Source organism: Citrobacter sp. S-77 (assembly GCF_963864895.1).
GTDB lineage: Bacteria > Pseudomonadota > Gammaproteobacteria > Enterobacterales > Enterobacteriaceae > Citrobacter > Citrobacter murliniae.
The window spans coordinates 867,321-880,221 of the sequence record NZ_CAWLWU010000002.1; the positions used below are offsets into that span (position 1 = coordinate 867,321).

At 52.4% G+C, this 12,901-nt stretch carries 10 protein-coding genes; 7 read left to right on the forward strand and 3 right to left on the reverse strand.

The features are described 5' to 3' along the window. Positions 1 to 57: 57 nt before the first annotated feature. Positions 58 to 342 (forward strand): pyrimidine/purine nucleoside phosphorylase, encoded by a 285-nt coding sequence (ppnP, locus tag AACS05_RS04710; protein WP_045440436.1) that lies wholly within the window; start codon positions 58 to 60, stop codon positions 340 to 342. Positions 343 to 386: 44 nt separating this feature from the next. On the opposite strand, the gene rdgC is transcribed toward ppnP, so the two are convergent. After that, positions 387 to 1,298, reverse strand: coding sequence for a recombination-associated protein RdgC (gene rdgC, locus AACS05_RS04715; RefSeq protein WP_045440439.1), 912 nt, complete (start codon positions 1,296 to 1,298; stop codon positions 387 to 389). A gap of 91 nt (positions 1,299 to 1,389) precedes the next feature. Between rdgC and mak the strand changes: the two genes are divergently transcribed. Beyond that, a complete protein-coding gene (gene mak, locus AACS05_RS04720) occupies positions 1,390 to 2,301 on the forward strand; it encodes a fructokinase (protein WP_045440442.1) in 912 nt (303 codons plus the stop codon). A gap of 246 nt (positions 2,302 to 2,547) precedes the next feature. On the opposite strand, the gene sbcC is transcribed toward mak, so the two are convergent. Beyond that, positions 2,548 to 5,691, reverse strand: coding sequence for an exonuclease subunit SbcC (sbcC, locus tag AACS05_RS04725; protein ID WP_045440445.1), 3,144 nt, complete (start codon positions 5,689 to 5,691; stop codon positions 2,548 to 2,550). Beyond that, complete coding sequence (gene sbcD / locus AACS05_RS04730) at positions 5,688 to 6,890, reverse strand: exonuclease subunit SbcD (RefSeq protein ID WP_045440447.1); 1,203 nt, start codon at positions 6,888 to 6,890, stop codon at positions 5,688 to 5,690. The genes sbcC and sbcD overlap by 4 nt, the downstream gene beginning before the upstream one ends. A 189-nt stretch (positions 6,891 to 7,079) precedes the next feature. Between sbcD and phoB the strand changes: the two genes are divergently transcribed. The 5 genes from phoB to AACS05_RS04755 all read left to right on the forward strand — a co-directional run. Further along, positions 7,080 to 7,769, forward strand: a complete 690-nt coding sequence (phoB, locus tag AACS05_RS04735) for a phosphate response regulator transcription factor PhoB (protein ID WP_045440451.1) — start codon at positions 7,080 to 7,082, stop codon at positions 7,767 to 7,769. A gap of 50 nt (positions 7,770 to 7,819) precedes the next feature. Continuing rightward, positions 7,820 to 9,115 (forward strand): phosphate regulon sensor histidine kinase PhoR, encoded by a 1,296-nt coding sequence (gene phoR / locus AACS05_RS04740; RefSeq protein ID WP_045440453.1) that lies wholly within the window; start codon positions 7,820 to 7,822, stop codon positions 9,113 to 9,115. A gap of 407 nt (positions 9,116 to 9,522) precedes the next feature. Further along, a complete protein-coding gene (gene brnQ, locus AACS05_RS04745; RefSeq protein WP_045440455.1) occupies positions 9,523 to 10,842 on the forward strand; it encodes a branched-chain amino acid transporter carrier protein BrnQ in 1,320 nt (439 codons plus the stop codon). Between the two features lie 81 nt (positions 10,843 to 10,923). Further along, the gene (gene proY, locus AACS05_RS04750) at positions 10,924 to 12,297 is read left to right on the forward strand and encodes a proline-specific permease ProY (protein ID WP_045440458.1); all 1,374 of its coding nucleotides are present in this window, start codon (positions 10,924 to 10,926) and stop codon (positions 12,295 to 12,297) included. A gap of 183 nt (positions 12,298 to 12,480) precedes the next feature. Further along, the coding region (locus tag AACS05_RS04755; RefSeq protein ID WP_045440460.1) for an alpha amylase N-terminal ig-like domain-containing protein at positions 12,481 to 12,901 on the forward strand (421 nt) is incomplete at its 3' end.

Sequence of the window (12,901 nt, forward strand, 5' to 3'; positions counted from 1 at the left end):
TGGAACGTCAGGCCCCTATATTGTTTGTTAACTTAATAACGAGATAGGGCCAGTTGTATGCTTCAAAGTAATGAATACTTTTCCGGCAAAGTAAAATCGATTGGTTTTACCAGCAGCAGTACTGGCCGTGCCAGCGTTGGCGTCATGGCGGAAGGCGAATACACTTTTGGTACTGCGGCACCTGAAGAGATGACGGTGGTTAGCGGCGCGCTGAATGTGTTGCTGCCAGGGGAAACTGAGTGGAAAGTGTATGCTGCAGGGGACGTGTTCAACGTGCCAGGGCACAGTGAGTTTCATCTGCAGGTGGCAGAGCCAACATCGTATCTTTGCCGCTATTTGTAATTGTAAAATGCCGGATGACGAAGCTGCCATCCGGCACATCCTAATCAGCGCTGTGCTTCTCCGCCTAATCCTTCTACCAGGCTTTTGATTAACGCCGCCAGTTCTCCGGTCATCAGGATGAAATCGGCATCAAAACGTTGAGCATAGTCTTCTCTGTCGATGTCTTCGTTTTGATCGCGCAGTTCATCACTGAACTTCAGACGCTTTAGTGAGCCATCGTCACACATCATAAACTGAATACGTTGTTGCCAGTCGAGAGCCAGTTTGGTGACGACTTTACCGGCTTCAATGTGAACGGCAATCTCGTCGCTCACCAGATCCTGTTTCTTCGCGCGGATCACGCCGCCATCTTCCAGCATGGCTTTCAGTTCAGCTTCATCCAGCAACTGGAAGCCCTGGGCGACAGAGCCGGAACGCACCCATTCGGTGAGCGTTAACTCGATCGGATTTTCCAGCGCTAACGGAACAACCGGCAGAGAACCCAGGCTTTTACGCAACAACGCCAGCGTATCTTCCGCTTTCTTCGCGCTTGCGCAGTCGACCATGATCAGGTCATTGACGGTGTCTATCCACATCATTGTCTGGCTGAAGCGGCTAAAGGCGCGCGGCAGCAATGAATGCAACACTTCATCTTTAAGCGAGTCTTTTTCGGTCTTTTTGAGTTTGCGACCCTGCTCAGCTTCCAGTTTGAATATTTTGGCTTCAAGCGCCTGCTTAATCACAGGTGATGGCAGGATTTTCTCTTCTTTGCGGGCGCAGATAATAATTTGGCCGTTGGCGGTATGCGTCAATGCATCGCTGTGCGATCCCATCGGCGGAACCCAACCCATTTTTGCCATATCCTGGCTGCCACAAGGGGTAAACGTCATTGAGGCTAGCTGTTTTTCCATCTCTTCGGCACGCAAAGAAACATCGCGGCTAAGACGGTAAACCATTAAATTTTTGAACCACAGCATGATAATTTCCACGGCCTTGTCGTTAAATCCAGCGGGCATAATAGCGAATTGTCGCTATGCTTGCATTGTTAATCGGGAAGAGGGACATACAGTGCGTATAGGTATCGATTTAGGCGGCACGAAAACAGAAGTGATTGCGCTAGGTGATGTGGGCGAACAGCTTTTTCGCCATCGCCTGCCCACGCCGCGTGATGATTACCGGCAAACAATAGAAACAATCGCTACGCTGGTGGAAATGGCGGAAAACGCAACCGGCCAGACGGGAACCGTTGGTATGGGGATCCCTGGTTCGATTTCCCCTTACACTGGTGTGGTGAAGAACGCCAACTCGACCTGGCTCAATGGCCAGCCTTTTGATAAAGATTTAAGCGCGCGGTTGAAGCGTGAAGTGCGTCTGGCAAACGATGCCAACTGTCTGGCCGTTTCTGAAGCGGTAGATGGCGCGGCGGCGGGTGCGCAAACCGTGTTTGCAGTGATTATCGGTACGGGATGTGGTTCTGGCGTGGCTTTGAATGGGCGAGCGCATACCGGTGGCAACGGTACGGCGGGAGAGTGGGGACATAACCCGCTACCGTGGATGGATGAGGATGAACTGCGTTATCGGCAGGAAGTGCCTTGTTATTGCGGCAAACAGGGCTGTATTGAAACCTTCATTTCTGGGACTGGGTTTGCTACGGATTATCATCGGCTGAGCGGAAATCAGCTAAAAGGCAGTGAAATTATTCGCCTGGTAGATGAGCAGGATGCCCTGGCTGAGCAGGCACTGAGACGATATGAGTTACGCCTGGCGAAATCGTTAGCTCATGTGGTGAACATTCTTGATCCTGACGTCATTGTACTGGGCGGCGGGATGAGTAATGTCGACAGGTTGTATCAAACGGTCCCGTCGTTGATTAAGCAGTTTGTCTTCGGCGGCGAGTGTGAAACGCCTCTACGAAAAGCGCTGCACGGTGACTCCAGCGGCGTACGCGGTGCGGCCTGGCTGTGGCCGCAAGAGTCATAATCTCTTTTGCCGGATAACTCGTCATACTTCAAGTTGGCTGCGCGTTACCCGGCTCGTCCATTAACCTCATTCTGACGGGCCGCCGCTCCGCAGCATTCAAATCTGCTCCTGACAGATTTGTCACTCCCCCAGTCACTTACCTGAGTAAGCTCCTGGGGCTTCACTCAATTGCCGCCTACAAGCAACTCGAATTATTTTGGGTATGCACGTTTATCTGTGCTATCCGGCATTACAACAGAGTCTGACCTATTCCACCGCAAACATCCTGTCGAGTTTGCTGTAACCCAGTCCATTGATTTTTTTAACTTTTATCTGCACCGGAATACGCTCTTTCATCGCTTCGACGTGGCTGATAACCCCAATGGTCTTGCCGGTAGCGTTAAGGGCATCCAGCGCGTCCAGGGCGGTATCAAGCGTCTCGCTGTCCAGCGTGCCAAAGCCTTCATCGAGGAACAGGGAATCAATTCGCGTCTTGTGGCTGACCAGATCGGACAGCGCCAGCGCCAGTGCCAGACTGACGAGGAAGCTTTCGCCGCCGGAAAGTGTCCGGGTATCGCGAACGGCATCGGCCTGCCAGGTATCAACCACTTCCAGCTCCAGTGCTTCGCTGGCCTTTCTCTGTAGCAGGTAGCGGCCATGCAGGCGGGTCAGTTGGTTATTGGCCAGCCAGACCAGATTATCCAGCGTCAGCCCCTGCGCAAATTTGCGGAACTTGTCACCTTCTTTAGAGCCGATAAGGGCGTTCAGATAACCCCAGTCTTCGACCTGCTGCGAGACCTTTTCAATCTCCTGCATCAGACTCTTTTGTTGCTGACGGTTTTCGGCATCTTGCTTGAGCTGCTGGCGAATTTCTCCCTGACGAGTGGTGTTATCCCGTAGCCTTTGAGCGAGCTGCGTCAGCGTATCGCGAAGATGTTCCTGACTAAGGGTGAGGTCCGCGCCGACGGGCGGTTGCTGTTGGTGCGTCGCCAGCGCCTGTGTCGATTGATTGACCAGTGTTTGAGCCTGCTGTAACTGGCTTTCCAGCGACTGCTTTAGCTGTTCGAGTCGGTTAAAGGTCTCTTCATCCAGCAGGGCGGCAAGAAAAGCGTCGCGATCGTCGAAGATGCTGGTTTGCAGTGCGGCATCAAATTGCGCCTGAATCTCAGCGACGCGTTGGAGGTCTTGTGCCTCCTGCTGTTGCAGTGTTTGCAACTGGCCCTGTAACGAAAGGCAATCATCGTGCACCTGTCGCCAGTTTTCCAGTGACAGGTTATCTTCGTTATCCTGAATGACTTCGGTCTCAGGTAGCGTTTCCAGCAGAGGAGTAAGTTGCGCAATCTGCGCTTGTAGCTCGGTCAGTTCACTCTGGCGGCTCTGCCATATTTGTGTTTCGCTTGCCCGCTCGCTGAGCCACGCAGCTTCTTCACCATTGGCAGGAAGAGACAGGCCATTCCGGGTTAGCTCAGCCTGCAACGTGCTCTGGCGTTGATCAATCTGTTGCTGCAGGTGAGAGATTTGTTCTGTATGCGCGGTGATTTGTGCCTGCAGGGCATGGCGCAGGCTCAACTGGTGAAGTTGTTGCTCGTGCTCTTCTTCGGCGGCAAGCCAACTGGAGATATCGTCCTGCGGTTGGAGGGTAATGTTCAGACCGGCAGTCACTGTTTGCCACTCTTGAGTAAGTGCTTGCTCCTCCTGAGAAAGCGTCTGCGCTTCGTGTTCATCACGCTGTAGCTGCTGAGTTATTGCGTCGAGCTGCCCACGTAGGGTAGATCCTTCATCAGCCAGCGTTTTGACCTCTTTTTCTAACGCTTCACGCCGTGCCTGGTTGACACTCAGCTCAAGCGTTTGATAGGTCGCGATCGCCGGATGCGTGGTGGAGCCGCAGAGTGGACACGGTTGGCCTGACTGCAGTAATGCCCGCTGACTTTCCAGATCTTTAATGCGGGCTTCCTGATCGCAAATCGTTTTTACATCAGCAAGTTGCTGATTCTTATCTTTATAGCGCTGGCGTTTATCCGCCAGAGCGGCGTTGCGCTGAAGCTGCTCCTGCTGTCGCTGTTGGATAGTCGTGCGCAGTTGCGTTAGCTGTTTTTGCCTGGGGGCAATTTGCCCATGAAGCGTGCTCAGACGCTGGCGTAACGGACGAAGCTGTGCATGTTGCGCCAGCGCCAGGGATACGTCTTCAGCCGAAAGTGACAGCGTCGGTTGCGCAAGAGCCTCCAGTTTACGCGTGTCGTTCTCCCGCAACTGTTGCCACTGGCGTAGCTGGTTTTTGGCGTCAGACTGCTGGGCAAAGAGTGCTTTCCACCCCGCCAGTTCGCTGTTCCATAAACGGAAACGGTCATGCTCGGCCAGCCAGTTCGTTAACGTCTGTTTTGCGGTTAACATTATGACGGATTGCCTTTGCGCATGCTGACGAATGCGACTGCGCAGCGCTAAGCTGTGGTGTAAGCGAGCATTCACTTCTTGAATATTCTGGCGTGTTTGGGTGAGTGTAGCCGTTTGTTCCTGAATTCGATCCCAGTACGGGCGTAATGCTCTGGCAGGTAGTGCCAGGCTGAGTGATGCCAGCTGCGGCTGCGCTTGTTCCTGCGCCTCTTGTGCGACCCGCAACGCATGCTGATGGCTGTTTATTTCCGTCTGTAGCTCATTTTGCCGAATTAACCAGTTGAGGTGCTGTTGCTGAGTTTGCTGACTGACAATATGCTGTTTTTCTTCGTCAGTAAGTACCTGCAAACTTTCTGTGAGCGATTGCACCTGTTCTGTTGCTAACAGCGAAACGCCGCTGGCCTGCGCCTGCAGTTTTTCCAGCTCTGTGCGGGCCGTTTTGTGTTTTTCAAATACCATCGCCGAGATTTGGCCGTAGATCTCTGTGCCGGTCAGCTCTTCCAGCAGTTCGGCACGTTCTTTCGGTTTGGCGTTAAGAAACGCGGCAAACTGCCCCTGTGAAAGCAGCATGGAGCGGGTAAATCGTCCGTAGTCCAGCCCGGTGAGCGTGGCGGTCATCTCCAGTTTGTCTTTGACTTTATCTGCAAGGATTTTCCCGTCGGCGCAACGGGCAAGCTCTACGCGTGGGACCTGCAGGTTACCTTCTGGCTGGTTACGGGCACGGTTCTGGCTCCAGAAGGCACGATAGGCTTCGCCTTTGACTTCGAATTCCACTTCCGCCAGACACTCTGCGGTGTCGCGGGTCATCAGATCGTTTTGTGACTGAGATACGTTACTCAGTCGCGGTGTTTCGTGGTACAGCGCGAGGCAAATAGCATCCAGCAGTGTGGTTTTTCCAGCCCCTGTCGGACCGGTGATAGCGAACAAGCCGTTGCTGGCGAACGGCTCTGCCGTGAAATCGACTTTCCATTCCCCTTTCAGGGAGTTCAGGTTTTTCAGGCGCAAGCTGAGAATTTTCATGCTTCATGCTCCCCGGCGAGTGTCTGTAATGTGGTACTGAACAGCTGATTCAGGCGCTCGCGCTGTGGTTCTTCCAGCTCTTCCAGCGCCAGGCGGCGGTCAAAGACTTCTGTCACGCTCAGTTCGCTCAGCGTTTCGCGTCGTTCATTCGCCATAATACGTTCACGCTGTTCCCGGCTGCGGCGTACCAGCAAGACTTCTACCGGTAAGTCTTCAGTTAAGGCCTGAATTTTACGCTGCATATCGTGCAGATAATCATCAGTGGTAATTTCGATATCTAACCAGACGGGCGGTTCCTGATCTGTGTCGCGCCACTGCTCAAGTTGAGCAGTAATAGACGCTAAATCGCCTTTCAGTACCGCAAGCGGCTGTGTAACCGGCACGGTGAGGTTTTCAACCGCGCGCAGCTTACCCTCTTCGAAACTCACCAGATGAACGCATTTATTTTTGCCGCACTCATCAAAACTCAGCGCAATCGGCGAGCCACAGTAGCGAATATGCTCTGTTCCGCCGATGACCTGCGCCCGGTGAATATGTCCCAGCGCGATGTAATCCGCTGGCGGGAAATTTTGTGCCGGAAATGCATCCAGCGTGCCAATGTAGATGTCACGAACGGCGTCACTTTTACTGGCACCGACGGTAGTCAGATGCCCTGTCGCAATAATGGGCAGGTTCTGGTCGCCGCGTAGCTTACAGGCGTCCTCATATTGCTGTTGATAATAGTCGGTGATGGCTCCCAGCAGATGCTGCTGCTTTTCTCCGCCTGTGAGTCCTGCCTGGCTGGTGATGATGTCGCGTGGACGTAAAAAAGGGATCGGGCATAATATCGCACCCGGCGTGCCGTCGCGGCGCTGGAGTATCTGTGGCGCATGACCTGCGCTGGCGACCACCGTGGTGTTCAGAAACGCCAGAATATCGCGGGATTCATTGAGCGTGGCGACAGAGTCGTGGTTTCCTGCCAACACCACCAAATGACAACCTGTTTGTTGCAGATTTACAACAAAGCGATTGTATAGCTCACGGGCGTAGCTTGGGGGAGAGCCGGTATCAAAAATATCGCCAGCCACAATAATCGCATCCACCTGATGGGATTGTGCCGTATCCAGAAGCCAGTCGAGAAAGGCCTGATGCTCAGCGGCGCGGCTCTTGCTGTAGAAGTTTTGGCCCAGATGCCAGTCAGACGTGTGAAGGATGCGCATAAGTGTTCCATGGCAAAAAACGTGAACAGGATTATAACCTTTGCAGGACGGTAATATCCTGCCTCCGGGCTGTCATAATTCAACAACCTTCGTTAAACCTGGACTATCTTTTCATAAATCTGTCATAAATCTGACGCATAATGACACCGTATTGATGATAAACGAGTTAATTAAAAAACAGGGCAAATCATGGCGAGACGTATTCTGGTCGTAGAAGATGAAGCTCCAATTCGTGAAATGGTCTGCTTCGTGCTCGAGCAAAACGGTTTTCATCCCGTAGAAGCCGAAGACTATGACAGTGCTGTGAACCAACTTAATGAACCCTGGCCGGATCTCATCCTGCTGGACTGGATGCTTCCGGGCGGGTCGGGTCTGCAGTTCATTAAACATCTCAAGCGAGAAGCGATGACGCGGGACATTCCTGTGATGATGCTGACGGCAAGAGGGGAAGAGGAGGACCGCGTGCGTGGTCTGGAAACCGGTGCAGATGACTATATCACTAAGCCGTTTTCTCCCAAGGAACTGGTAGCGCGTATTAAAGCCGTTTTGCGTCGTATTTCGCCAATGGCGGTTGAAGAGGTCATTGAGATGCAGGGCCTGAGCCTGGATCCAACCTCGCATCGTGTGATGACCGGCGAGGATCCGCTTGATATGGGACCCACCGAATTCAAGTTATTGCATTTCTTTATGACCCACCCTGAGCGCGTCTACAGTCGCGAGCAATTACTCAATCATGTCTGGGGCACCAATGTTTACGTGGAAGACCGGACAGTAGATGTGCATATCCGCCGGTTGCGCAAGGCGCTGGAGCACAGCGGACACGATCGCATGGTGCAGACGGTGCGTGGGACGGGATATCGTTTTTCGACCCGCTTCTGACTGGTAAGAATACAAGCCTAATGGACCTGGCTGTAAATGGAGTATGACGTTTGCTTGAACGATTGTCATGGAGAAGGCTGGTACTGGAGCTGATACTTTGCTGCATACCGGCTTTTATCCTTAGTGCTTTTTTCGGTTATCTGCCCTGGTTTTTACTGGCGTCGGTAACAAGCCTGCTTGTCTGGCATTTCTGGAATTTATTACGTTTGTCCTGGTGGTTGTGGGTCGACAGGAGTATGACACCACCGCCGGGGCGAGGCAGTTGGGAACCGTTGCTGTACGGTTTGCATCAAATGCAGCTACGTAACAAGAAGCGCCGTCGTGAACTGGGTAATCTGATCAAACGCTTTCGTAGTGGGGCTGAATCACTCCCCGACGCGGTTGTACTGACTACCGAAGAGGGCGGTATTTTCTGGTGTAATGGCCTGGCGCAGCAGGTTCTGGGATTACGCTGGCCGGACGATAGCGGCCAAAATATTCTTAACCTGCTGCGTTACCCGGAATTCACGTTGTACCTGAAAACGCGCGACTTTAGTCGACCGATCAATTTGGTTCTCAATACCGGACGACATCTGGAAATTCGCGTGATGCCCTATACCGATAAGCAATTGCTGATGGTGGCGCGTGATGTCACCCAGATGCACCAACTGGAAGGCGCGCGGCGTAACTTTTTTGCCAACGCCAGCCATGAGCTGCGTACGCCAATCACGGTGCTGCAAGGCTATCTGGAAATGATGCAGGAACATCCCCTGGAAGGTGCAACGCGAGAAAAAGCGCTGCACACCATGCGTGAGCAAACACAGCGTATGGAAGGGCTGGTTAAGCAACTGCTGACATTGTCGAGAATCGAGGCCGCACCAGCGCTGCTGTTGAATGAAAAAGTCGATGTGCCGGTGATACTGCGCGTGGTTGAACATGAGGCGCAAACGCTGAGCCAGAATAAACACACCTTTACCTTTGACGTTGATAGCCAGCTAAGTGTGTTGGGTAATGAGGAGCAACTGCGCAGTGCTATCTCGAATCTTATCTATAACGCGGTCAACCATACTCCTGCGGGAACGCACATCACCGTTCGCTGGCAGCATGTGACCCAAGGCGCTGAGTTCAGCGTCGAAGACAACGGCCCCGGCATTGCTTCTGAGCATATCCCGCGTCTGACTGAGCGATTTTATCGCGTGGATAAAGCGCGATCCCGGCAAACGGGCGGTAGTGGATTAGGGCTGGCGATCGTGAAGCATGCGTTAAATCATCATGACAGTCGGTTGATTATCGACAGTGCACCAGGAAAAGGAACGCGGTTTAGTTTCATACTCCCGGAACGTTTAATTGCCAAAAGTAACCGCTAACGCTTATTTGTAATGTTAACTTTCCAAAAGCCAGCGCAAGCTGGCTTTTTTCATCATCGTCAATAATGACATCCTGAATTTTACGACGTTTGATTGTTTTTTGTTCGCATTATTGCCCATGACTTTTTCACGGGAATGGTGTTTTGTGCTGGTTCAATTTTTCATATCACTATATTGTTCTGGTTTTTAGATCCCACCTTGCTTTAAAACGTTATAAGCGTTTAAATTGCGCACCAAGTGCTGTCATACCGACTGCATTTACGCGGTAAATCGAAAAACTATTCTTCGCTGCGTCTGGTTGGGAGGATATCCCGCTGGAATTGATTAAAAATGCCGCTGTATTGTCCCTCAGGGAACGGCAGAAAATTAAACGTTTTCAACACCACATCCACAGGCTGTAAGACTTTATGACCCATCAGTTAAAATCACGCGATATTATCGCCCTGGGATTTATGACATTTGCACTGTTCGTTGGTGCAGGTAACATCATTTTCCCCCCAATGGTTGGTTTGCAGGCCGGCGAACACGTCTGGACTGCGGCTTTTGGCTTTTTGATTACCGCCGTTGGTCTTCCGGTGCTTACCGTTGTAGCGCTGGCGAAAGTCGGTGGCGGTGTAGACAGCCTGAGCACCCCGATCGGCAAAGTAGCAGGTTTACTGCTGGCTACCGTTTGTTATCTGGCGGTAGGGCCGTTATTTGCTACTCCGCGTACCGCGACAGTCTCTTTTGAAGTGGGAATTGCTCCGCTGACTGGTGACTCGGCGCTGCCGTTGTTTATCTATAGCGTGGTTTATTTCGCGATTGTTATTCTGGTGTCGCTCTATCCGGGCAAACTGCTGGATACGGTGGGGAATTTCCTTGCACCGCTGAAAATTATTGCGCTGGTTGTGCTTTCTGTTGCAGCGATTGTCTGGCCTGCGGGCCCGATCAGTAACGCCATGGAAGCCTATGAGACCGCAGCGTTTTCTAATGGCTTCGTGAACGGGTATCTGACAATGGATACGCTGGGTGCGATGGTCTTTGGTATTGTTATTGTTAACGCCGCTCGTTCGCGTGGCGTTACTGAAGCGCGTCTGCTGACCCGTTATACCGTCTGGGCGGGTCTGATGGCTGGTGTGGGCTTAACGCTGTTGTACCTCGCGTTGTTCCGCCTGGGTTCTGACAGTGCGACGCTGGTCGATCAGTCTGCTAATGGTGCTGCGATTCTGCATGCGTATGTTCAGCATACCTTCGGTGGCGCAGGTAGCTTCTTGCTGGCCGCACTGATTTTTATCGCTTGTCTGGTGACTGCAGTTGGCCTGACCTGTGCGTGCGCTGAGTTCTTTGCCCAGTATGTGCCGCTGTCTTATCGTACGCTGGTGTTTATCCTCGGCGGCTTCTCGATGGTGGTATCGAACCTGGGTCTGAGCCACCTGATTCAGATCTCCATTCCGGTGCTGACGGCTATCTATCCGCCATGCATCGCACTGGTTGTATTAAGCTTTACCCGCTCATGGTGGCATAATTCTTCCCGCGTCATTGCACCTGCGATGTTTATCAGCCTGATTTTTGGTATCCTTGATGGCATTAAAGCTTCTGCAATTGGCGACATCTTACCGGCCTGGACCCAGCGTTTACCGCTGGCGGAACAAGGTCTGGCGTGGTTGATGCCAACAGTCGTGATGGTGGTCCTGGCAGTAATCTGGGATCGCGCAGCGGGTCGACAAGTGACCTCCAGCGCACACTAAAATCACTGACAATAAGTTTTAACCACGGGGCTATTAATATGGCCCCGTGGTTTTTTTATTGTGTTAACAGGTTAGGAATCGATGGAAAGTAATAACAAGCTAAAGCGTGGGCTGAGCACCCGGCACATTCGCTTTATGGCATTAGGTTCAGCAATTGGTACCGGGCTGTTTTATGGTTCGGCCGATGCCATCAAAATGGCGGGGCCAAGCGTACTTTTGGCCTATCTTATCGGTGGCGTGGCGGCGTACATAATTATGCGTGCGCTGGGCGAAATGTCAGTTCATAACCCTGCAGCCAGCTCTTTCTCGCGCTATGCGCAGGAAAACCTCGGGCCTCTCGCGGGCTACATTACCGGTTGGACCTACTGTTTTGAAATCCTGATTGTCGCCATCGCCGATGTTACTGCCTTCGGTATTTATATGGGCGTCTGGTTCCCGGCCGTACCGCACTGGATTTGGGTCCTCAGCGTGGTATTGATTATCTGCGCCATTAACCTGATGAGCGTGAAGGTGTTTGGTGAACTGGAGTTCTGGTTCTCATTCTTTAAAGTCGCCACTATTATCATCATGATTGTTGCTGGTTTCGGCATCATCATCTGGGGTATTGGCAACGGTGGGCAACCGACCGGCATCCACAACCTGTGGAGTAACGGCGGCTTCTTCAGCAACGGCTGGCTCGGTATGGTGATGTCGCTGCAAATGGTAATGTTCGCCTATGGCGGGATTGAGATTATTGGCATTACCGCAGGTGAAGCAAAAGACCCGGAAAAATCTATCCCGCGCGCTATCAATTCTGTACCGATGCGTATCCTGGTGTTTTATGTGGGCACACTGTTCGTCATTATGTCCATCTACCCGTGGAACCAGGTCGGCACAGATGGAAGCCCGTTTGTACTGACCTTCCAGCACATGGGGATTACTTTTGCCGCCGGTATCCTGAATTTTGTAGTGCTGACCGCTTCGTTGTCGGCGATCAACTCTGACGTCTTTGGCGTAGGCCGTATGCTGCACGGTATGGCGGAGCAGGGCAGCGCGCCGAAAATGTTTGCTAAAACCTCACGTCGCGGTGTGCCGTGGGTGACGGTGATGGTGATGACATTCGCACTGTTGTTTGCGGTTTATCTCAACTACATCATGCCGGAAAACGTCTTCCTGGTGATTGCCTCACTGGCAACGTTTGCCACGGTATGGGTGTGGATTATGATTCTGCTGTCGCAGATTGCCTTCCGCCGCCGTCTGCCGCCGGAAGAGGTTAAGGCGCTGAAATTCAAAGTGCCTGGCGGAGTGACGACGACCGTTGTTGGCCTGATTTTCCTGGTCTTTATTATCGCGCTCATCGGTTACCACCCGGATACTCGTATTTCGCTTTACGTTGGTTTCGCGTGGATTATCCTGTTGTTGGTTGGCTGGGTATTTAAGCGTCGTCGCGAGCGTCAACTGGCTGAAGCACAGTAATTTTTTTCCGGATGACCGCTATGTCTTATCTGGCCTACTCGAGAGTGTGTAGGCCAAAGATGCGTAGCGCCATCCGGCGAAATCTCCTCCCCCGAACTCCTCCCCCAATAAACGTTAAGATGATGAGTGATCCTGCACTGCGCTATGGCAAGGTGGCTTCATTTTCATCAAAGGGGATACGTGATGTTGAACGCCTGGCACCTTCCGGTTGCCCCATTTGTTAAACAAAACAAAGATCAACTGACGATTACGTTATGGCTGGCGGGAGATAATCCTCCCCAACGTATAACGCTACGCGCGGAAAATGATAACGAAGAGATTTCGCTGATTATGCGTAAGCAGCGCAGCCAGCCTCAGCCTGGCGTTACTGCGTGGCGAGCCGCAATCGATCTTTCCAGCGGTCAACCTCGTCGGCGTTATAGCTTTAAATTGTTGTGGCTTGATCGTCAGCTGTGGTTTACCCCGCAGGGATTCAGCCGTATTCCGCCAGCACGTCTGGAACAGTTCGCCGTGGATGTGCCGGATAACGGACCGCAATGGGTGGCCGATCAGATTTTCTATCAGATTTTCCCGGACCGTTTTGCACGTAGCCAGTCACGTGAAG

Excerpts from the sequence above, each read along its gene's own strand:
- ppnP (WP_045440436.1), top strand. The coding sequence starts at position 58 with ATGCTTCAAAGTAATGAATACTTTTCCGGCAAAGTAAAATCGATTGGT.
- rdgC (WP_045440439.1), bottom strand. The coding sequence starts at position 1,298 with ATGCTGTGGTTCAAAAATTTAATGGTTTACCGTCTTAGCCGCGATGTT.
- sbcC (WP_045440445.1), bottom strand. The coding sequence starts at position 5,691 with ATGAAAATTCTCAGCTTGCGCCTGAAAAACCTGAACTCCCTGAAAGGG.
- sbcD (WP_045440447.1), bottom strand. The coding sequence starts at position 6,890 with ATGCGCATCCTTCACACGTCTGACTGGCATCTGGGCCAAAACTTCTAC.
- phoB (WP_045440451.1), top strand. The coding sequence starts at position 7,080 with ATGGCGAGACGTATTCTGGTCGTAGAAGATGAAGCTCCAATTCGTGAA.
- brnQ (WP_045440455.1), top strand. The coding sequence starts at position 9,523 with ATGACCCATCAGTTAAAATCACGCGATATTATCGCCCTGGGATTTATG.
- proY (WP_045440458.1), top strand. The coding sequence starts at position 10,924 with ATGGAAAGTAATAACAAGCTAAAGCGTGGGCTGAGCACCCGGCACATT.